This window comes from Sphingomonas sp. 179-I 2A4 NHS (genome assembly GCF_045369135.1).
GTDB lineage: Bacteria > Pseudomonadota > Alphaproteobacteria > Sphingomonadales > Sphingomonadaceae > Sphingomonas.
Genome location: NZ_JBIQFL010000002.1, coordinates 551,155 through 570,797 on the forward strand (window position 1 = coordinate 551,155; position 19,643 = coordinate 570,797).

At 68.3% G+C, this 19,643-nt stretch carries 17 protein-coding genes; 6 read left to right on the top strand and 11 right to left on the bottom strand.

The window, feature by feature from the left end:
* Window positions 1-19: 19 nt before the first annotated feature.
* From ACH0CP_RS05820 to ACH0CP_RS05830, 3 genes are all read left to right on the top strand, one after another.
* Window positions 20-676 carry a phasin family protein gene (locus ACH0CP_RS05820; protein ID WP_294441861.1) on the top strand — a complete coding sequence of 219 codons (657 nt, stop codon included), beginning with the start codon at window positions 20-22 and terminating at the stop codon, window positions 674-676.
* Window positions 677-821: 145 nt separating this feature from the next.
* The gene (gene clpS, locus ACH0CP_RS05825; RefSeq protein WP_294441930.1) at window positions 822-1,148 is read left to right on the top strand and encodes an ATP-dependent Clp protease adapter ClpS; all 327 of its coding nucleotides are present in this window, start codon (window positions 822-824) and stop codon (window positions 1,146-1,148) included.
* Between the two features lie 22 nt (window positions 1,149-1,170).
* Window positions 1,171-1,476 carry a hypothetical protein gene (locus ACH0CP_RS05830; protein ID WP_406888338.1) on the top strand — a complete coding sequence of 102 codons (306 nt, stop codon included), beginning with the start codon at window positions 1,171-1,173 and terminating at the stop codon, window positions 1,474-1,476.
* Here ACH0CP_RS05830 and ACH0CP_RS05835 read toward each other — a convergent pair.
* Entirely contained in the window at window positions 1,473-2,192 is a 720-nt protein-coding gene (locus tag ACH0CP_RS05835) for a Crp/Fnr family transcriptional regulator (RefSeq protein ID WP_294441859.1), read from the bottom strand. The two genes, ACH0CP_RS05830 and ACH0CP_RS05835, sit on opposite strands and share 4 nt — an antisense overlap.
* A 166-nt stretch (window positions 2,193-2,358) precedes the next feature.
* Here ACH0CP_RS05835 and murA point away from each other — a divergent pair, with 166 nt between their 5' ends.
* The gene (gene murA, locus ACH0CP_RS05840) at window positions 2,359-3,654 is read left to right on the top strand and encodes a UDP-N-acetylglucosamine 1-carboxyvinyltransferase (RefSeq protein ID WP_406888336.1); all 1,296 of its coding nucleotides are present in this window, start codon (window positions 2,359-2,361) and stop codon (window positions 3,652-3,654) included.
* A gap of 154 nt (window positions 3,655-3,808) precedes the next feature.
* Here murA and ACH0CP_RS05845 read toward each other — a convergent pair whose 3' ends face one another.
* The 5 genes from ACH0CP_RS05845 to ACH0CP_RS05865 form a co-directional block, all read right to left on the bottom strand.
* A complete protein-coding gene (locus ACH0CP_RS05845; RefSeq protein WP_406875821.1) occupies window positions 3,809-5,269 on the bottom strand; it encodes a flavin-containing monooxygenase in 1,461 nt (486 codons plus the stop codon).
* A 137-nt stretch (window positions 5,270-5,406) separates the two neighbouring features.
* Entirely contained in the window at window positions 5,407-5,829 is a 423-nt protein-coding gene (locus tag ACH0CP_RS05850) for a glycine zipper 2TM domain-containing protein (RefSeq protein ID WP_294441856.1), read from the bottom strand.
* A 131-nt stretch (window positions 5,830-5,960) separates the two neighbouring features.
* Complete coding sequence (locus tag ACH0CP_RS05855; protein WP_294441855.1) at window positions 5,961-8,225, bottom strand: NADP-dependent malic enzyme; 2,265 nt, start codon at window positions 8,223-8,225, stop codon at window positions 5,961-5,963.
* 47 nt (window positions 8,226-8,272) lie between these two features.
* Window positions 8,273-8,851 (bottom strand): DNA-3-methyladenine glycosylase I, encoded by a 579-nt coding sequence (locus tag ACH0CP_RS05860; protein ID WP_294441854.1) that lies wholly within the window; start codon window positions 8,849-8,851, stop codon window positions 8,273-8,275.
* A 144-nt stretch (window positions 8,852-8,995) separates the two neighbouring features.
* A complete protein-coding gene (locus tag ACH0CP_RS05865) occupies window positions 8,996-9,490 on the bottom strand; it encodes a methylated-DNA--[protein]-cysteine S-methyltransferase (RefSeq protein ID WP_294441853.1) in 495 nt (164 codons plus the stop codon).
* A 205-nt stretch (window positions 9,491-9,695) separates the two neighbouring features.
* On the opposite strand from ACH0CP_RS05865, the gene mutS reads away from it, so the two are divergent.
* A complete protein-coding gene (gene mutS, locus ACH0CP_RS05870; protein WP_406875884.1) occupies window positions 9,696-12,290 on the top strand; it encodes a DNA mismatch repair protein MutS in 2,595 nt (864 codons plus the stop codon).
* A 52-nt stretch (window positions 12,291-12,342) separates the two neighbouring features.
* The gene (gene hslU, locus ACH0CP_RS05875; protein WP_088333870.1) at window positions 12,343-13,638 is read left to right on the top strand and encodes an ATP-dependent protease ATPase subunit HslU; all 1,296 of its coding nucleotides are present in this window, start codon (window positions 12,343-12,345) and stop codon (window positions 13,636-13,638) included.
* 39 nt (window positions 13,639-13,677) lie between these two features.
* Here hslU and ACH0CP_RS05880 read toward each other — a convergent pair whose 3' ends face one another.
* The 5 genes from ACH0CP_RS05880 to ACH0CP_RS05900 all read right to left on the bottom strand — a co-directional run bounded on the left by ACH0CP_RS05880 (window position 13,678) and on the right by ACH0CP_RS05900 (window position 19,567).
* On the bottom strand, window positions 13,678-14,808 hold the full coding sequence (locus ACH0CP_RS05880; protein ID WP_294444784.1) for an acyl-CoA dehydrogenase family protein: 1,131 nt from the start codon (window positions 14,806-14,808) through the stop codon (window positions 13,678-13,680).
* 61 nt (window positions 14,809-14,869) lie between these two features.
* Window positions 14,870-16,447 (bottom strand): DHA2 family efflux MFS transporter permease subunit, encoded by a 1,578-nt coding sequence (locus ACH0CP_RS05885; RefSeq protein WP_294444783.1) that lies wholly within the window; start codon window positions 16,445-16,447, stop codon window positions 14,870-14,872.
* A gap of 65 nt (window positions 16,448-16,512) precedes the next feature.
* Window positions 16,513-17,667, bottom strand: a complete 1,155-nt coding sequence (locus ACH0CP_RS05890; protein ID WP_294444781.1) for an efflux RND transporter periplasmic adaptor subunit — start codon at window positions 17,665-17,667, stop codon at window positions 16,513-16,515.
* Window positions 17,664-19,103 (bottom strand): efflux transporter outer membrane subunit, encoded by a 1,440-nt coding sequence (locus ACH0CP_RS05895; protein WP_294444779.1) that lies wholly within the window; start codon window positions 19,101-19,103, stop codon window positions 17,664-17,666. Before ACH0CP_RS05895 ends, ACH0CP_RS05890 begins: the two co-directional genes overlap by 4 nt.
* Window positions 19,091-19,567: a MarR family winged helix-turn-helix transcriptional regulator gene (locus ACH0CP_RS05900; RefSeq protein ID WP_294444778.1), complete on the bottom strand. Its 477-nt coding sequence runs from the start codon at window positions 19,565-19,567 to the stop codon at window positions 19,091-19,093. Before ACH0CP_RS05900 ends, ACH0CP_RS05895 begins: the two co-directional genes overlap by 13 nt.
* Window positions 19,568-19,643: the final 76 nt, after the last annotated feature.

The window sequence follows — 19,643 nt, forward strand, 5'->3', positions numbered from 1 at the left end:
AGCATAAGGAGCCGTGTGCATGTCCGACACTTCTGCGACGCCGACCAGCCTCGACGAAATCGTACCCGCGGTGGCCGATAACGGCCCCAGCCCTGTGCCCCCGGTGCTGAAGGCGCCGGCGAGGAAGTCGGCCTTCAAGAAGCCGATCGGGACGGACACGGACGAGATCATATCGCCGGCGGCCGTCGACAATGATGACGCCGCAGAGCCGGCGACCCGCAGCGCGAAGGAATTCAAGATGGTCGAGACGATCGAAGCAATGACGGAGAAGACCAAGGCCGCGTTCGCCGAGGTGAACGAGCGTGCCAAGGCACAGATGGAAAAGGGCGTGGAGACGATCCAGGAGATCGGCGCGTTCAACAAGGGCAATATCGAAGCGGTGGTGGAATCCTCGAAGATCGCCGCCAAGGGCTTCGAGCAGATGGGCCAGAATGCCGCTGCCTATGCCAAGAGCTCGTACGAGCAGGCGACTGCCGCGTTCCGCTCGATGGCGAGCGTCACCTCGCCGACCGATCTGTTCAAGCTGCAGAGCGACTTCGCGCGCGCGTCCTTCGATGCGTTCGTCGCGGAAACCTCGCGCTCGACCGAAGCGGCGCTGAAGTTGGCGGGTGAGATCGCGCAGCCGATCTCGAACCGCGTCGCGCTGGCGACCGAGAAGATGAAGGTCGCCGCGTAACCGCGCGCACCTGATTACAGGCGATGAAAGGGCGGTTGCTGCACGGCGGCCGCCCTTTTTTCTTGGCCCGAGCGCAAACCGCGGCCTTGCCCTTGCCGGTGAGCTTGCCATATTTTGGCGCGTGACAATGACCTACCCGATCAGCATGGCCGAACGACGTGAAGATGGCGGTGAGGGCACCGGTATCGGCGTGGCGACTCGCACCCGTGCGAAGACCAAGCAGCCGACCCCCTATCGCGTGTTGATGCTCAACGACGATTACACGCCGATGGAATTCGTCGTCCTTTGCCTGCAGCGCTTCTTCCGCATGAATGCCGAGGAAGCGACGCGCGTGATGCTTCACGTCCACCAGAAGGGCGTCGGGGTGTGCGGCGTGTTCAGTTACGAAGTGGCGGAGACCAAGGTGGGGCAGGTGATGGATTTCGCCCGCGCCAACCAGCACCCGCTGCAATGCACGCTGGAAAAGGCGTAAGCGCCTGACCGCCGCGCCGGCGATGCTGCTGTTGCCGATGTTGCTGCTCGCCGGCCCAGAAGCGGAGGTGCCGGCGGCAGCGGAGCGGGCGGCCTGGTACACCTGCCTTGAGGATTACGCGCAGGTCGCGCTGGCGAGCAGCGGCACGCCGGCGACGATCGCGCTGCAGACCGATCAATCCTGCGCCGCGGAGCGCAAGGCGTACCAGGTTGCGCTGTGGAAATCGCGCGCCGTGACGGGTGACGGCGTGGCGCTGAATGCCCGGCTGGCGGCCGAGGATCGCGCCGCCTACGAATATGTCATCAAGTTCGTCGAGCGGCTGCGCTAGCTCCGCGTCGGGGCACCGCTAGGCGCGCGCGGCGGCAGCCACGTGAGATCGATGTTGCCGCGTCGATCGACGTAATTGGCCGCCCGCGCGAGCCGCCGCTCATCGAGGAAGGTGACCCGGCCGGAGCCGCGCGCGATCAGCTGTTCATCCTCCAGCTGGCGCAGCATGCGGTTGACGTGGACGGCGGTGAGCCCGGTGGCGTCACCGATCTCCTCCTGGGTCAGCCCGAGCGGGAAACTGTCGCCCAGCGTCGGATCGATCCGGCGCAGGCGATTGCGCACGTCGAGCAGCACCGAGGCGACCCGCGCCTTGGCGGAGGTGCGGCCGAGCCCGGCGAGGCGATCCGTCAGCGCCACCCGCTCCATCTGGTTGATCGCGACGATCGCCGCGAACAAGCGCGGCTGCTGCGCCGCCAGCCGCGCCATCACCGGCCGCTCGAACGGGCAGACGATGCTTTCGGCCAGCGCCGTAACCGTTTCCGGCGCACGGGCATAGGCCAGCGCCGACAGCGCGATCATGTCTCCGGGGAACAGGAAGCGCAGGATCTGCCGGCTGCCGTCATCCAGGATGACGCAGCTCATCATCATGCCCTGCTTGACGATGAACAGATCGGTCGAGACGTCATTCTCTCGGATCAGCGTGGCGCCCCGCCGCAGCACGCGCTCACGATCCTCCAGCCCCTGAAGGGCCGTCCGCTCCGCTTCTGACAAAGACATATACTCGCCGAGACGGTCGGCGAAACAGCTACTTGGCACGCGTTGGTGGCCCCCCGGTTGAGGCGCGGACGCTAGTCACCGATTGCGCGCGGCTGCATTAAAGTCGATCAACATCGTTACGCTGCCGTCGCTTGGCGCGGGCGAAGCGCACGGCTAGAGGCACACGATGGACCGTATCCTCATCCGTGGTGGCAACCGTCTGTCGGGCAAGCTGCCGATTTCGGGCGCGAAGAATGCAGCGCTCACCCTGATGCCGTGTGCGCTGCTGACCGACGAGCCGCTGACGCTGCGCAACCTGCCGCGGCTGGCCGATGTTGACGGGTTCGGCCATCTGCTGAACCAGCTGGGCGCGTCGACCGCGATCGAGGGCACCCGGCCGGACGAATTCGGCCGCGTGATGACGATCCGGGCGGGGCAGCTGACCTCGACCGAGGCGCCGTATGACATCGTGCGCAAGATGCGCGCATCGATCCTGGTGCTCGGGCCCATCCTGGCGCGGGCCGGCGAGGCGCGCGTGTCGCTGCCCGGCGGCTGCGCGATCGGCAATCGCCCGATCGACCTTCACCTGAAGGCGCTGGAGGCGATCGGTGCCGAGCTGGAGATGAGCGCTGGCTATGTCACCGCGCGGGCACCCAAGGTGAACGGCGTCGGGCGCCTTTCGGGCGGGCGCTATCGCTTCCCGGTCGTCTCGGTCGGCGCGACCGAGAATGTCGTGATGGCGGCGGTGACCGCGAAGGGCAGCTCACGGATCGAGAATGCCGCGCGCGAGCCCGAGATCGTCGACCTGTGCCGGTGCCTCGTCGCGATGGGCGCGCAGATCGAGGGGATCGGCACCGAGACGCTGGAGATCGAGGGCGTCGATCGCCTGCACGGCGCCACCTATGCCGTGATGCCGGACCGGATCGAGGCGGGCAGCTATGCCTGCGCGGCAGCGATCACCGGCGGCAGCCTGGAACTGGTGAACGTCGACCCCGAGAGCATGGGCGCGACGCTTTCCGCGCTGGCCGACGCGGGCGTGGTGGTGGAGCTGAAGAAGAACGCGGTGCGCGTGACGGCGCAGGGGCCGCTCCAGCCGCTGACACTGACCACCGCCCCCTTTCCGGGCTTTGCCACCGACATGCAGGCGCAATTCATGGCGATGCTGTGCAAGGCCGATGGCGCGAGCGTGCTGACCGAGACGATCTTCGAGAACCGCTACATGCACGTGCCCGAGCTGGCGCGGATGGGCGCGGACATCACGGTGAGCGGGCGGACCGCGGTGGTGCGCGGCGTCGACAGGCTGGTCGGCGCGCCGGTGATGGCGACGGATTTGCGCGCATCGATGAGCCTGATCCTGGCCGGTCTGGCCGCAGAGGGCGAGACCTCGGTCAACCGCGTCTATCACCTGGACCGCGGTTACGAGCGGCTGGAGGAAAAGCTGTCGGCAGTGGGGGCGGATATCGAGCGCGTCAGCGACGGGTGAGCTGGGCCGCGCCTTAGCCATCGCGGCCGCGCGCGCCGGCGGGAAAAGTAAGCGGGATCCCGGATCAAGTCCGGGATGACGGCGGGTTAGCGGGGAGCTGTTGTTTGGCATGCCCCGCTTCGACCCCTCCCCCGGAGGGGAGGGGCTTTTCCGGTCAGCGCAGCGCGACGGCTTCGCGGTCGATCACGGCGGTTTCCTCGGCGTAGCTGGCGCAGTCTCCGGCCCAGTTCTGGTACACGCGGCCGTTGGCGGCCTTGTACCAGCTGCGACAGTGCGGATCGGCCCAGACGGTGTTCGACAATAGCTGCGTGATGCGCTCGTTGAAGCGGCGCTGGCCGTCGGGGGTGACGCCGGCGGCCCTGGCCTGCTCGGCTTCCAGCGCGGCGAGAGTCTGCAGCATGTAGCCGACCTGCTGCTCGATCATGAAGCTGATCGAATTGTGGCCCAAGTTCGTGTTCGGGCCGTAGAGGATGAACATGTTGGGGAAGCCGGCGACCATGATGCCGAGATAGGCCTCGGGTCCGTCCTTCCACGTCTCCTTGAGCGTGCGGCCCTCCTCGCCGACGACCTCCATCGACCAGTCCCATTGCGTCGTCTCGAAGCCGGTGGCGAAGATCAGCACGTCGAGTTCGTGGAACCCGTCCTTGGTGCGCACGCCATTGGCCTCGATCGCCTCGATCCCGGAGGTTTCGAGCGTGACGTTGTCGCGCCTCAGCGCGGGGTAGAAATCGTCGGTGATGAGGATGCGCTTGCAGCCGATCGGATAATCGGGGGTGAGCTTTGCGCGCAGCTCGGGATCGGGCACCTGCGCCTCGAGATGGTCGAGTGCGGTGCGGGTGTAGGCGGCGCGGCCTTCGGGCGTCCACTTGAACGCCTGCCAGAAATAGCTGTCGGCCGTGTCGAAGATCGCCGCGCGTTGTTGCGCGCCGAGCTTCATCGCCATGTCGAGGTTGGTGGCCATCAGCGCCTTCACCTCTGGCGTGACGTGATGATCGTTGCGCGGCACCACCCAATTGGGGGTGCGCTGGAAGACGACGAGGTGGCCGGCCTCCTTGGCGACTTCGGGGATGAGCTGCACCGCGCTGGCCGCCGAGCCGATCACGCCGACGCGCTTGCCCTTCAGGTCAACGCTGTCGTCCCATTCCGCCGCGTGCCATTTCGCGCCGGCGAAATCGTGCACGCCGGGGATGTCGGGAAAGCAGGGGCGGCTGAGCTGGCCGAGCGCCGGGACGATCGCGTCGAACGTCTCGCTGGCGCCTTTCTCCGTCTCGATCGTCCAGGTGCCGTCGCCTTCGTTCCAGACGGCCTTCGTCACGCCCTCGTTGAGGCGCAGCGTCTCGGCGAGGCCGAACTGATGGACCAAGCCCTTGGTGTAATCGTGGATCTCCGCGCCGCGCGCGTAATGGTGGCTCCAGTTCGGATTGGGCGCGAAGCTGAACTGGTAGAGGATGGCTGGCACATCGCAGGCAACGCCGGGGTAGCGATTGGCGCGCCAGGTGCCGCCGACCGAATCGGCATGTTCGAAGACGGTGACGGCGTGGCCGGCCTCCCGCCCCTTGATGGCGGCGCACAGCCCGCCCATGCCTGCACCGATTACTGCGATCCGCTTCGTCATCCGTCTCTCCGCTTGCGGTCTTTGCCGCACACGAAGCACGATGCCCCGTCCCGCGCGCGGAGGGAAGGGGGTTTTAAGTCGATCGCGTTAAATGGCGCGCGAAGCCGGGGTGCCGGATTGCCCGGCACCCGCAGACCTCACCGGCAGACGACCTCGTTGCGGTTGCTGTTGCGGTCGACCGACTGGCCGAGCGCCGAACCGGCTGCGCCGCCAAGGAGCGCGCCGAGGATGCCCGAGCCGCCGGGCTTCAGGGCCGTGCCGAGCACGCCGCCGGCAATGCCGCCGACGATCAGGCCGGTCGTGCCGTCATCGCGGCGGCAATAGTAACGACCGTCGCGGCCGGCATAGATGCGCTCGTTGGGCGACAAGCGACGCTCACGATAACGCCGGTCGTCGCGGTAATAGCGATCCGCTTCATAGCCGCCGTAGCTGGGATCGGGGCGGTTATAGTCGTAATTGGCGTAACTGCCGCCGTAACCACGACGTGGGCCGTAATTGTCTCCCGTGCAGCCCGTTACCATCACGGCTGCGCCAATTGCGGCCAACGCAACACTCCGCATCGCTTCCTCCTTCGCTGTTCTGGACGAAGGGGGTAATGGCTGGGCGGCGATAATGGTTGCGTGGGGTGTAACGATCGCGCGCACGATAAGGGCGGGCGCAGGATCGCTCCCGCGCCCGCCTTTACTTCAGCTTAGCGCGCGACACCGCCGGCGGCGAGCACAGCCAGCGTCATCAGATCGCTGGCAGACGACGTCATCGGTGCGATCTGCACCGGCTTTTCCATGCCGACCAGCATCGGGCCGATCACGCTGTCGCCGCCAAGCTCGCGCAGCAGCTTCGCGGAGATATGCGCGGACTGGAGGCCGGGCATGATCAGCACGTTCGCCGGGCCGGAAAGGCGCGCGAAAGGATAGTTCGCCAGCTGCTTCGGATTGAGCGCGACGTCCGGCGTCATCTCGCCTTCATATTCGAAACCGACCTTGCGCCCGTCGAGCACGGTGATGGCCTCGCGCACATTGTCGAGGAACGAGCCCTTGGGATTGCCGAAGGTGGAGTAGCTGAGGAACGCGACGCGCGGCTCGTGGCCCATGCGGCGGGCGACGGCGGCGGTCTGCTCGGCGATGTCGGCGAGCTGTTCGGGGCTGGGCCGTTCGTTCACCGTCGTGTCGGCGATGAACACGGTGTGGCTCTGGCCGACCATCAGGTGGATGCCGAACGGCGTGCGGCCGGGCGCCGGATCGACGACGCGGCGCACCTCGCGCATCGACTGCGCGAACGGGCGGGTGATGCCGGTGATCATCGCGTCGGCCTGGCCGAGCTGCAGCAGCACCGCGCCGAAGATGTTGCGATCCTGGTTGATCATCCGCTCGCAATCGCGGCGCAGGTAACCGCGCCGCTGGAGGCGGGCGTAGAGGAAGTCGACCATCTGCGGCACCAGCGGCGAGATGCGGCTGTTGTGCAGCTCATATTCCTCGGGATTGGCGATGCCGAGCGCGCGCAGGCGATCGGGCACGTCGTCGCGGCCGACCAGCACCGGAATGCCATAGCCGCCCTCCTTGAAGGCGATGGCGGCGCGAAGCACCACTTCCTCCTCGCCCTCCGCGAATAGCACGCGCTTCGGGTGTGCGCGGGCGCCCTCGTACGCGAGGCTGAGCACCGAGGTGGTGGGATTGAGCCGCGCGCGCAGGCTCTGGCGATAGCCCTCCATGTCGAGGATCGGGCGGCGTGCGACGCCCGAATCCATCGCCGCCTTGGCGACGGCGGCGGGGACGATCTCCATCAGGCGCGGGTCGAACGGCGCCGGAATGATGTAATCCGGGCCGAAGACATGCTGCACGCCATAGGCCGCGGCGACTTCCTCCGGCACCCGCTCGCGCGCGAGTTCGGCGATCGCCTGCGCCGCGGCGATCTTCATCTGATCGTTGATCGCCGAGGCGCGCACGTCGAGCGCGCCGCGGAAGATGAAGGGGAAGCCGAGGACGTTGTTGACCTGGTTCGGATAATCCGAGCGGCCGGTGGCGATGATGGCATCTGGACGGACGCTGCGCGCCAGTTCGGGGCGGATCTCGGGCTCCGGATTGGCCATGGCGAAGATGATCGGCGCCTTGGCCATGTCCTTCACCATTTCCGGCTTCAGCGCGCCGGCGGCGGAAAGGCCGAGGAACACGTCCGCGCCGACCAGCGCTTCCGTCAGCGTGCGCGCCTCACTGGGCACGGCATGCGCCGACTGCCACTGGTTCACATTGTCGCGGCCCTGGTAGATCACGCCCTTGCGATCGCAGATCAGCACGTTCTCGTGCCGGACGCCCATCGCCTTGATCAGTTCGGTACAGGCGATCGCGGCGGCGCCGGCGCCGTTCACCACCACCTTGATGTCACCGAGCGCGCGGCCAGTGACGAGGCAGGCGTTGATGAGGCCGGCCGCGGTGATGATCGCGGTGCCGTGCTGGTCATCATGGAACACTGGGATGTTCATGCGTTCGCGAAGGGTCTGCTCGATGATGAAGCATTCCGGCGCCTTGATGTCCTCAAGGTTGATGCCGCCGAACGACGGCTCGAGCAGCGCGACGCAGTTGATGAAGGCGTCGACGTCCTCGGTATTCACCTCGAGATCGATCGAGTCGACGTCGGCGAAGCGCTTGAACAGCACCGCCTTGCCTTCCATCACGGGCTTCGAGGCGAGCGCGCCGAGATTGCCCATGCCGAGGATGGCGGTGCCGTTGGAGATGACGGCGACCAGATTGCCCTTCGCAGTATAATCGTACGCAGTGGCCGGATCGTCGGCGATCGCCTTCACCGGCACCGCGACGCCGGGGGAATAGGCCAGGGCGAGATCGCGCTGGGTCGCCATCGGCTTGGAGGCGATGATCTCGATCTTGCCGGGGCGGCCTTCCGAATGGAACAGCAGCGCCTCGCGCTCGGAAAATTCTACGTTGGTCTTGGTCTCGTCGGTCATTGGGGCTCCGGGGGGGAATGGCGCGGGGGACCTTTAGGCAGAGACCGTTACGATGCAACTACGGGCATGCCGTAGCGGCGGAAGCAATCGGACTGGTGATCGTTGACGATGCCGACCGCCTGCATCCAGGCATAGACGATCGTCGGGCCGACGAACTTGAAGCCAAGGGCCTTCAGCTCCTTCGAAATCCGTTCCGACAAAGGCGTGGTGGCGAGCCATTGCGTGCCGCTGCCGAGGATCGGCTGGCCATCGGTGAAGCCCCAGCAGAAATCGTGGAAGGCGGCGGGGCCCATCGCCTCGTAAAGCTGCGCGCCGCGGATCGTCGCATCGATCTTGGCGCGGGCGCGTACGATGCCGGGATCGGCCATCAGGCGATCGACATCGGCGGCATCGAACCGGGCGACCCCGGTTGGATCGAAACCGGCGAAGGCGGCGCGGAACCCTTCGCGCTTGTTGAGCACGATCTGCCACGAGAGGCCCGCCTGGAAGCCTTCGAGCATCAGCATTTCCCACAGCATGCGCGGATCATGCTGCGGCACGCCCCATTCGGTGTCGTGATAGGCGCGCATCAGCGGATTGCCTTGCGCCCAGCTGCAGCGGATCGGCTGATCGGTGTCGTCGCTCATGCGTCGCACCTCAAGAGGCGTGCTGGGTGAGGCAGAGGGCGCATCATGCTGGCATCACTTCCTTCGCGAGGACCGACATGATGCGATGATGGCCGACCGGGCGGCCAAGCGCGAGTCAAAGCGGCGCCAGTCGAAAGAGATGGCTCAGAGCAGCGCAGTTTCCCCGCGTTCGAGCGCGAGCAGCAATTGCTTGTTCGGCAGCCCGCCGCCGAAGCCGGTGAGCGCGCCGTTGCTGCCGATCACGCGGTGGCACGGCGTGACGATGGGGATCGGATTGCGGCCGTTCGCGGCGCCGACCGCGCGGCTGGCGCTGGGGCGGCCGATCGCGCGGGCGATGTCGGCGTAGCTGCGCGTCTCGCCATAAGGGATGGTGAGGAGCGCGCGCCACACGTCGCGCTGGAACCCGGTGCCGACCGGATCGAGCGGCAGATCGAAGGTGGTGCGCGTGCCGGCGAAATATTCGTCCAGCTGGCGGATGGCGGCGGCGATCACGGGATGGTCCGGATCCGCGCGGCGGGGCGAATAGCGCGCCTGCATCGCTGCATCGTCATCCCACAGGATCGCGGCGAGACCGATGTCGCTGGCGATCAGCGTCAGATCGCCGGTCGGCGAGGGGATGGTGGCGGTCGCAAAGGTCATGGCGCGGCTCCTTCGGCTTGCCCTTAATAGCGGCCGAACGAGCGCGCGTCCCGATGCTTGCGGCCAAAGCGCCACTCGTCAGCGGCGGCATGTCTGGCTAGACAGGCGCGATCCGCCGGGCAGCGCTACGTCCGTCTGCCCGCATCCGCACCTCATCCGTTTCGACACCCGGAAAATCATGGCCGAACCCACCGCTCCGACGCCGATGATGGCGCAATATCTGGCGCTGAAGGAAGAAGCGGGCGATTGCCTGCTGTTCTATCGCATGGGCGACTTCTTCGAATTGTTCTTCGAGGATGCGCGGATCGCGAGCGGGGTGCTTGATATCGCGCTGACGGCGCGCGGCGAACATGCGGGCGAGAAGATTCCAATGTGCGGCGTGCCGGTGCATGCGGCGACGGCGTATCTCCAGCGGCTGATCAAGGCCGGGCGCCGCGTGGCCATCGCGGAGCAGACAGAGAGTCCGGAAGAGGCGCGCAAGGCACGCGGATCGAAGGCGCTGGTGAACCGCGCGATCATCCGCTTCGTCACCGCGGGGACGTTGACCGAGGAAGCGCTGCTGGATGCGCGCGCCGCGAACTGGTGCGTCGCGGTGGGCGAAGCGGCGGGCGGCGTCGGGATCGCGGCGGCGGACGTATCGACCGGCCGGTTCGAGGTGATCGCCTGTTCGCCGCAGGCATTGGGCGCGGAGCTTGCGCGGCTGGCGGCGGCGGAAGTGGTGGCGGCCGAGGGGAGCGATGCGCCGGCGACGGTGTGGCGTCCGCGCGGCGAATTCGACAGCGCGCGCGGCGAGGAGCGGCTGAAGCGCCTGCACGGCGTGGCGACACTCGACGGCTTCGGCCAGTTCGATCGCGCGATGCTCGCCGCGGCGGGCGGGCTGATCGCGTACCTCGACCATAATGGGAAGGGGACGCTGCCGTTCCTACGTGCGCCGGTGATCCGCCGCAGCGCCGAGACGATGGCGATCGATGCGGCGACGCGCGAGAGCCTGGAGCTGACCTGCACCGCCGGCGGCACGCGTAAGGGCAGTTTGCTCGATGCGGTGGACCGTACGGTAACGGGGGCGGGGGCGCGACTGCTGGCGGCGGATATCGGCGCGCCGTTGATGGACAGGACTGCGATCGAGGCGCGGCTGGCGTTGGTCACGCTGTTCCACGAGGACGGCGACCTGCGCGCCCGGCTGCGCGAGCGGTTGCGCGCGCTGCCCGATATCGGCCGTGCGATCGGGCGGCTGGTGGCCGGGCGAGGCAGCCCGCGCGACCTGGGGCAGCTGCGCGATGGGCTCGACGGCGCATGGTTGCTGGCGGAGACGCTGCAATCGATCGAGGCGCAGCTGGTGGACGGGGCAGGCGGCGACCTGCTGGCGCAGCTGACACCGCGGTTGCGCGGGCATGGTGAGCTGATCGACCTCCTCAAGCGCGCGCTGGTGCCGATGCCGCCGATCGACGCGGCGAACGGCGGCTTCATCGCGGAGGGCTATGACGCCGCGCTCGACGATCTGCGCGATGCAGGATCAGGCGGGCGCAAGGCGATTGCGGCGCTGGAGGCGCGCTATCGCACCGAGACCGGGATCAACGGCCTGAAGATCCGGCACAACAACGTGCTTGGCTATCATGTCGAGGTGCCGGCGAAGAATGCCGAGGCGCTGATGAAGCCCGACAGCGGCTTCACGCATCGCCAGACGATGGCAGGGGCGGTGCGCTTCAACGCGCCCGAGCTGCACGAGGTGGCGAGCCGGGTGACGCAGGCGGGCGCGCATGCGGTGGCGGCGGAGGCGTCGCATCTCGAGGACCTGATCGCTGCGGCGCTCGCCCGCGCCGAGCCGATCGCGGCGACGGCGGATGCGCTGGCGCGGCTGGACGTGGCGGCCGGGCTGGCGGAGCGCGCCGCGGAGGGCGGCTGGGCGCGGCCGAGCCTTGTGGAGCATCCATGCTTCGAGATCATCGGCGGTCGGCATCCGGTGGTGGAGGCGGCGGTTGCCAAGGCGGGCGAGCGGTTCGTCGCCAATGATTGCACGCTGTCCGAAAGCTCGCGGCTGTGGCTCGTCACCGGCCCGAACATGGGCGGCAAGTCGACGTTCCTGCGGCAGAATGCGCTGATCGCGGTGCTGGCGCAGGCGGGAAGCTATGTGCCGGCCACCAGTGCGACGCTGGGGCTGGTCGACCGGCTGTTCAGCCGCGTCGGGGCGTCGGACAATCTGGCGCGCGGACGATCGACCTTCATGGTCGAGATGGTCGAGACCGCGGCGATCCTGGCGCAGGCGACGCCGCAGAGCTTCGTCATCCTCGACGAGGTGGGGCGCGGCACATCGACCTATGACGGGCTCGCCATCGCCTGGGCGGTGGTGGAGGCGATTCACGAGGACAATCGCTGCCGCTGCCTGTTCGCAACGCACTATCACGAGCTGACGCGGCTGGCGGAGCGATGCGACGCGCTGTCGCTGCACCATGTGCGGGCGCGCGAGTGGAAGGGCGAACTGGTTCTGCTGCACGAACTGGCTGATGGGCCGGCGGATCGCAGCTATGGTCTTGCCGTCGCGCGGCTCGCCGGCATGCCGCCGGCAACGGTGGCGCGGGCGAAGGCGGTGCTGGCGAAGCTGGAGGCGGGGCGCGCCAAGACCGGCGGGCTGGCGGCGGGGCTGGACGACCTGCCGCTGTTCGCCGCTGCTGCGGCGGCCGTGCCGGAGGAGACGGTGGACCCGTTGCGTGCGGCGGTGGAGGCGCTGGATGTCGATGCGCTGTCACCGCGCGAGGCGCTGGACCAGCTGTATCGCCTGAAAGGGATCGTGCGGGAGGGGTGAAGGCACGCGCGCCGCTTGATCCCCCGCCGATCGGCCCCGATATGCGGGCGCGATGAAGGACACACTTACCCCCAAGGCGATCGTCGCCGCCCTCGACGCACATATCATCGGACAGAAGGACGCGAAGCGTGCCGTGGCGGTGGCGCTGCGCAACCGCTGGCGCCGGCAGAAGCTGGCGCCTGAGCTGCGCGACGAGGTCACGCCCAAGAACATCCTGATGATCGGGCCGACCGGCTGCGGCAAGACCGAGATCAGCCGCCGCCTGGCGAAGCTGGCCGATGCGCCGTTCGTGAAGGTGGAAGCGACCAAGTTCACCGAGGTCGGCTATGTCGGCCGCGACGTGGAGCAGATCGCGCGCGACCTGGTCGAGGAAGCGGTGCGGCTGGAAAAGGAACGTCGCCGCAACGCGGTGAAGGACAAGGCCGAGGAAGCGGCGATGGACCGGCTGCTCGATGCGCTGGTCGGCAAGGATTCAAGCCAGGCAACGCGCGAAAGCTTCCGCCAGCGCTTCCGCGACGGGCATCTCGACCAGACCGAGATCGAGCTTGAGCTTCAGGTCGCGCCGCAGATGCCGTTCGAAATGCCCGGTGGCGGCCAGATGGGCATGATCAACCTGGGCGAAATGTTCGGCAAGCTGGGCGGCGGGCAGACCAAGCGGCGCAAGCTGCTGGTGCCCGCGGCATGGGAAAAGCTGGTCGAGGAAGAGGCCGACAAGCGGCTCGACCAGGATGAGGTGAGCCGCGTCGCGCTGGCCGATGCGGAGGCGAACGGGATCGTCTTCCTCGACGAGATCGACAAGATCGCGGTGAGCGACGTGCGCGGCGGTTCGGTGAGCCGCGAGGGCGTGCAGCGCGACCTGCTGCCGCTGATCGAGGGCACCACGGTTTCGACGAAGTACGGCCCGATGAAGACGGACCATATCCTGTTCATCGCGTCGGGCGCGTTTCATGTGGCGAAGCCGAGCGACCTGTTGCCTGAGCTTCAGGGGCGCCTGCCAATCCGCGTCGAGCTGAAGGGCCTGACCGAGGATGATTTCGTCGCCATCCTGTCCGACACGAAGGCGTCATTGCCGGCGCAGTACAAGGCGCTGATCGGTACCGAAGGCGTCACCGTCGACTTCACCGAGGACGGCATTCGCGCCGTCGCGCGGATCGCGGCCGAAGTGAATGGCGAGATCGAGAATATCGGCGCCCGCCGGCTGCAGACCGTGATGGAGAAGCTGCTTGAGGAAGTGAGCTTCGACGCCGAGGATCGCGCGGGCAGCTCGGTGACGGTGGATGCGGCTTATGTCGAGCAGCACCTCGCCGGCGTCGCGCGCAACACCGACCTCAGCCGCTTCGTGCTGTAACGCGAGAGGTCCCTTCCGCGTCGTGCGGAGGGGGCCTTCTCAGATCGCCAGCTCGGCGCGCATCAGCGCGGCGTAGCGCTTCAGATGGTGGTCGGCGGCGCCGAACTGCTGCTCGATTGCCGTAGCGCGGCGGAAATAATGGCCGACGGCGAGCTCGTCGGTCATCCCCATCGCGCCGTGCAGCTGGACGGCATTCTGGCCGATGAAGCGGATCGCATCGGCGACGGTAGCCTTGGCAGCGGCGATCGCGCGGGCGCGCACATTAGCCGCCGCATCCACGTTCAGCGCGGCGAGATAGGCCGCCGAGGTCGCCTGTTCGGCAGCGATGAACATGTCGACCATGCGGTGCTGCAGCGCCTGGAAGCTGGCGAGCGGCTGGCCGAACTGCTTGCGCTCCTTGGTGTAGGCGACCGTGTCACCCAGCATCTTGCGGGCAAGGCCGGCTGCCTCGGCGCAGAGCGCGGCAATGCCGGCGTCCCGCGCGCGTTCCAGCAGCGGGAGCGCGGCGCCCTCTTCGCCCAGCAGCGCGTCGGCCGGCAGCGACACGCCGGCGAGCGTGATGTCGGCCGCGGGAAGCCCGTCGATCAGGCGATAATCGTGGCGCGACACGCCGGCCGCGTCCGTTGGCACGAGGAACAGCGAGACGCCGCGCACGTCGCGCGGGGCGCCCGAGGTGCGGGCAGTGACGAGCAGCCAGTCGGCGTCCGGCGCGCCGGCGACGACGATCTTCTCGCCGGTCAGCACCCAGCCGTTGCCGCTCTTCTCCGCCTTCGTTGTCACGGCTTCGAGCGCCTGTCGGCTGTCGGCTTCCCCGGCGGCGAGCACTGCGCGCGTGCTGCCATCAGCGATCTGCGGCAGGAGGGCAGCGGCGCGCTCACCGCCCGCCGCCTGAAGCAAGCTGCCGGCGATCACCACGCCGTCGATATAGGGGATGGGAGCAAGCGCCTCGCCCAGCGCGTCGGCGACGACCATCGCCTCCACCGCGCCGCCGCCAAGGCCGCCGGCCTCCGCCGGGAGCGTCGCGCCGAGCACGCCGAGATCCTGGCCAAGTGCGCGCCATAGCGCCTTGCCGTCACGTGGGCGGTGCGGATCGAAGGCGAAATGCTGCGCCAGATAGCGCGTCAGCGTGTCGCGGAGCATCGCCTGCTCGTCGCTGAGCGAAAGATCCATGGCCCTCTCCCGTTCTATTCTTGGAACACGCTATGAATTGGCGCGGGGGAGGACGCAAGGCTCAGTCGGCGGCGACGGGGCCTGCGCCGTTGGCGGACGGGCGACGGCAGAACCAGACGATGATCAGCAGCCCGGCACTGAGCCAAGCGGAGAGGCGGAAGAGATCGGTGGAGGCGAGAAGATACGCCTGGCCGACCATCTGCCGCGTGATCACAGCGGCCGCCTGAGTCGCGTTCATGCCGAGGTTCATCAGTCCCTCGCTGGCCATCTGATACGGCACGCCGTTGCCGATCGCCTCGGCCAGGCGGCCCTGGTGCAGCGCCTCGCGCCGGTCCCACGCGGTGGTGATCATCGACGCGGCGAAGGCACCCGCGACGATGCGGGTAAAGTTGGAGAGGCCGGTCGCCGAGGGTATCCGTTCCGGCGGGATGCGATCGAGCGAGATCGTCAGCATCGCGAGGAAGAAGGTGGACATGGCGACGCCCTGCACCAGCAGCGGCATCACGAAATCCCAGAAGCCGGCATAAGTGGTGTAGCCCGAGCGCATCCAGTAGCTGATCGCGAACGCGACGAACGAGATGCTGGCGAGGATCCGCGCGTCGATCTTGCCCGACAGGCGCGCGCTCAATGGCGTGAGCAGCACCGCGACGATGCCGCTGGGCGCGGCGACCAGCCCGGCCCAGGTGGCGGTGTAGCCGAGCTGGGTCTGCAGCCAGAGCGGCAGCAGCAGGATGTTGGCGAAGAACACCGCATAGCCAAGGCAGAAGGCCAGGCTGCCGATCGCGAAATTGCGGTTGGTGAACAGCGACAGATCGACGATCGGATGCGCGTCCGTCAGCTCCCAGATCAGCCACGCGACGAAGCCGATCCCGGCGATCACCGTCAGCACCACGATCGTCGGATCGTTGAACCAGTCCGCGTTCTTGCCGAGATCGAGCATCACCTGAAGGCAGCCGACCCATAGCACCAGCAGCGCAAGGCCGATCGTGTCGATCGGCACCTTGGCGGTCGGCGTCTCCCGATCCTTCAGGTTCGTCCAGCAGATCGCGATGGTGAAGATGCCGAAGGGCACGTTGATCAGGAAGATCCAGCTCCAATGGTAATTATCGGAGATGTAGCCGCCGAGGATCGGCCCCATGATCGGCGCGACCAACGTGGTCATCGACCAGATGCCGAGCGCGGTGGCGCGTTTTTCGGGCGGGAAGACCGAGATCAGCAGCGCCTGGCTGCCCGGCATCATCGGGCCCGAGACGGCGCCCTGCAGCACGCGGAAGATGATGAGCGACGGCAGGCTCCACGCGATGCCGCACAGGAAGGAGGCGACCGTGAACAGCGCGAGCGAGGTGCAGAAGGTGCGCACCACGCCGAAGCGGCGCATCAGCCAGCCGGTCAACGGCACGGAAATACCGTTGGCGACCGCGAACGCCGTGACGATCCAGGTCGAATTGTCGGCACTGACGCCGAGGTTGCCCGCAATGGTGGGCAGGGAGACGTTGGCGATGGTGGTATCGAGCACCATCATGAACGTGCCGAGTGCCAATGCGAAGGCGACGAGCCCGAGGCGCGCGCCGGAGAGCGGCACCGGCTGCGCAGGCGGGCTGCCCGGGCGGGCGCCGGCGGGCGCGGCCGCGCTAGCCATGCACGCGTGCCATCACCGGGGCGGCGATCAGTGAAGGGGCGGCAGGGTGCGCGCGCGCCATGGGATCAGCGGTTCGCCGCGATGATTTGGGCGATCTTCGCCTCGACGGCGGGATCGGCCTCCGCGACATTGCCGCGATAGGGCTGGGCGGCGGGCGCGGCGAGGCGCGGGCCGCTGGTGTTCGCGGTGTCCACCGTGGCGAATACCGACAGGCCGACGCGCAGCGGGTTCGCCTTCAGATCCTTGGGATCCAGCATGATCCGCACCGGCACGCGCTGCACGATCTTGATCCAGTTGCCGCTGGCGTTCTGCGGCGGAAGAAGCGCGAAGGCATTGCCGCTGCCCGCCGCCAGACCGACGACCCGGCCGTGATAGACCACATCGTCCCCATAAGCGTCCGCCACGACGGTCGCGGGCTGGCCGATGCGAAGGTCCTTCAGCTGCGTTTCACGGAAGTTCGCATCCACCCACAGACGCTGCAGCGGGACGACCGCCATCAACGGCGTGCCGGCGGCGATCTGCTGGCCGACCTGCGCATTGCGCTGCGCCACGACGCCGTCGATCGGCGCGACGATGTGCATGTGGCTGCGCACGATGGCAGCGCGGCGATAATTGGCGATGGCGGAAAGGACGGCGGGGTTGGTGCCCACCGCCGTGCCGGCAACGGTGCTCTGCGCCTGGGTGCGGCGGCTGCGCGCGAGGTTCAGCGCGGCGCGCGCGACCTTCACCTGATCCGCGGCGTGGCTCAGTTCCTCGCCCGAGACGGCGCCTTCGTCGGCGGCGCCGCGGCGGCGGGCGTAATCGCCCTGCGCGGCGGCGAGCTGCGCCTCGGCCTGGACGACGGCGGCGTTCGCTTCGCTGACGCGGGAGAAATCGGCGCGGGTGCCGCGCACCGCGCGGGCAAGCTCGGCCTCCGCGGCAGCGAGGTTCACGTCGGCGGTCAGCGGATCGAGATCGATCAGCGGCTGGCCGGCCTTCACCGCCTGCGTGTTGTCGGCATGGATGGCGATGATCGTGCCCGGATCACGGGCTGTGATCGCCACCACGTCGCCGGCGACATAGGCGTCATCGGTTTCCTCCGCCGGCGGGGCGAGCAGGAAGTGGAACACCGCCCAGATGGCGAGCGCCGCGATGACGACGATCGCCAGCCCCAGCAGCAGCCGGCGGCGAAGCGCCGGGCGGCCGGCGGGCGGGGGGGCAGGAACGGCGGTATCGCTCATGATGCAGGGTTCCGGGAGGGATCGAAGCCGCCGCCCAACGCTTGCGCAAGCCGGGCACGGGCGGCGAGCGCGTCGACGGCGAGGGTGGCGGAGGCAAGCTGCGCGTCGAGCAGGCGAATGTCGGTGTCGATGCCGGTCAGGCGCGATTCGAGCCCGGCGTTGATGCGCACGGCGTTCAGCCGGTTGGTCTCGGTGAAGCCGCGGACGACTTCGGCCTGGGCGTTCGCCTCGGCGGCGTTGGCGCGGATCGCGGCGAGCGCGTCGGCGGCCTCGCGCACGGCGCCAACCACGGTGCGGTTGTAATCGGCGATGGCAAGATCGACCTGCGCGGTGGCGCCGGCGAGATCCGCCTTCAGCCGGCCGGAATCGAAGATCGGAAGATGGAAGGCGCCGCCGGCACCCGCCGTCCCCGCATCGGCATTGAAGAGGTTGCCGATGCCGACCGCCTGGAGCCCGGCGAGCGCAATGAGGTTCACGTTCGGGTAAAAAGCGCGGCGCGCCACCTGGCGGCCAGCGGCGGCAGCGTCGACCCGCGCAGCGGCGGCGGCGATGTCCGCGCGGCGGGCAAGGAGATCCGCCGGGATGCTGGTGGGGAGGGCAAGGCTGGTCGGCGGGGCCAGCCGCGTCACGCCGATGCCCGCGGCATAATCCGATCCGCGGCCGACGAGCGCAGCAAGCGCGTCGACCGCGATGACGCGCGCGGCTTCCGCCCGGGTCAGCGCGACGCGGGCCTGAGCGAGCAGGGTTCTCGCCGCCTGCACGTCGAGCTCGCTGGCGAGGCGGTTCTGCACGCGCGTGTTGACGAGGCGGACGGCGCGCTCGCGCGTCGCGATGGTCTGGCGGGCGATGCCGGCGACGCGCTCGGCGCGGGCGACCTCGGCATAGGTGGAGACGATCGAGCCGGCGAGCATCAGCCGCGCGGCGTCGACGTCATAGCTGGCGGCGGCGAGCGAGGCGCGGGCGCCTTCGATCGCGGCGCGCTGGCGGCCGAACAGGTCGAGGTTCCACGACAGGTTCGCCTGTGCGGTGCCGAGGAAGCGCACGCTGCCGCCATAGGGCGGCGGAATGGTGTAACGACCGGAAAGGCGCGACACCTGCGCGTTCGCGTCCCCCGTGATGTCGGGGCCGGTTTCCGCGTCGCGCCGGGCGAGCACCGCCTGCGCCTGACGCACGCGGGCGAGGGCGGCGTCGAGATCCGGGCTGCCGGCAAGCGCATCGGCGACGATGCGGTCGAGTTGCGGATCGCCGAACGCCGTCCACCAGCTGGGATCGATCGACGGCATTGGCGCGCCGGTGAGGCCGAGGTCCGCCGGCGCGCGCTGGCTCAGTTGCGGCGCGGTGTCCGGCGGGGTGCAGGCGGCGAGCAGCGCGACGAGCGCGGCGGTGCCGGCGGCGCGGGTAGTGGCAGGCCGGAACAGGCTCTTCAGGCGGCGCATGGGTCGCTCTCTTCCGCCATCTTTTCCTCCATCGTGCGGCGCAGCCGTTGCAGCATGGCGATCAGCTCGGCGACCTCGGCATCGCTCCAGTCGGCGAGGATGCCGTTCCAGCAGGTGATCACCTTGCGCTTCGCGGCGATCGCCGTTGCGGTGCCCTCCGGCGTGAGCGACAGGCGGATCAGGCGGCGATCCTCGTCGTCGCGCTGCCGCACCACCCAGCCGCGTGCTTCCATCTGGTCGATCAGCCGGGTCATCGCGCCCTTGTCGTGGCCGAGCTTGCGGGCGAGCCCGACGCAGGTGTCGGCATGCTGGAAATGAAGCGAGACGAGCGTCGTCCATTGCGTCGCGGTGAGGCCGTCTTCGGCCAGCGTGCGGTCGATCGCGGCGACATTCATCTGGTGGACCAGCCGGACGAGATAACCCGGTGACGTTTCCGGAGAGAAGGTCGAGTCGGTGAACGCCATGATCGTTGCTTAGGCAATGGTTGCCGTGGCAGTCAATCATGTAACGAAGTGTTGCGGTCTTAACAGTTCGGCGAAG

Bases quoted from the DNA above. Each gene is read 5' to 3' on its own strand.
- murA (WP_406888336.1), top strand. From the start codon at position 2,359: ATGGACCGTATCCTCATCCGTGGTGGCAACCGTCTGTCGGGCAAGCTG.
- ACH0CP_RS05830 (WP_406888338.1), top strand. From the start codon at position 1,171: ATGCTGCTGTTGCCGATGTTGCTGCTCGCCGGCCCAGAAGCGGAGGTG.
- hslU (WP_088333870.1), top strand. From the start codon at position 12,343: ATGAAGGACACACTTACCCCCAAGGCGATCGTCGCCGCCCTCGACGCA.
- ACH0CP_RS05885 (WP_294444783.1), bottom strand. From the start codon at position 16,447: ATGGCTAGCGCGGCCGCGCCCGCCGGCGCCCGCCCGGGCAGCCCGCCT.
- mutS (WP_406875884.1), top strand. From the start codon at position 9,696: ATGATGGCGCAATATCTGGCGCTGAAGGAAGAAGCGGGCGATTGCCTG.
- ACH0CP_RS05880 (WP_294444784.1), bottom strand. From the start codon at position 14,808: ATGGATCTTTCGCTCAGCGACGAGCAGGCGATGCTCCGCGACACGCTG.
- ACH0CP_RS05865 (WP_294441853.1), bottom strand. From the start codon at position 9,490: ATGACCTTTGCGACCGCCACCATCCCCTCGCCGACCGGCGATCTGACG.
- ACH0CP_RS05850 (WP_294441856.1), bottom strand. From the start codon at position 5,829: ATGCGGAGTGTTGCGTTGGCCGCAATTGGCGCAGCCGTGATGGTAACG.
- clpS (WP_294441930.1), top strand. From the start codon at position 822: ATGGCCGAACGACGTGAAGATGGCGGTGAGGGCACCGGTATCGGCGTG.
- ACH0CP_RS05890 (WP_294444781.1), bottom strand. From the start codon at position 17,667: ATGAGCGATACCGCCGTTCCTGCCCCCCCGCCCGCCGGCCGCCCGGCG.
- ACH0CP_RS05855 (WP_294441855.1), bottom strand. From the start codon at position 8,225: ATGACCGACGAGACCAAGACCAACGTAGAATTTTCCGAGCGCGAGGCG.
- ACH0CP_RS05900 (WP_294444778.1), bottom strand. From the start codon at position 19,567: ATGGCGTTCACCGACTCGACCTTCTCTCCGGAAACGTCACCGGGTTAT.
- ACH0CP_RS05845 (WP_406875821.1), bottom strand. From the start codon at position 5,269: ATGACGAAGCGGATCGCAGTAATCGGTGCAGGCATGGGCGGGCTGTGC.
- ACH0CP_RS05835 (WP_294441859.1), bottom strand. From the start codon at position 2,192: ATGTCTTTGTCAGAAGCGGAGCGGACGGCCCTTCAGGGGCTGGAGGAT.
- ACH0CP_RS05895 (WP_294444779.1), bottom strand. From the start codon at position 19,103: ATGCGCCGCCTGAAGAGCCTGTTCCGGCCTGCCACTACCCGCGCCGCC.
- ACH0CP_RS05860 (WP_294441854.1), bottom strand. From the start codon at position 8,851: ATGAGCGACGACACCGATCAGCCGATCCGCTGCAGCTGGGCGCAAGGC.
- ACH0CP_RS05820 (WP_294441861.1), top strand. From the start codon at position 20: ATGTCCGACACTTCTGCGACGCCGACCAGCCTCGACGAAATCGTACCC.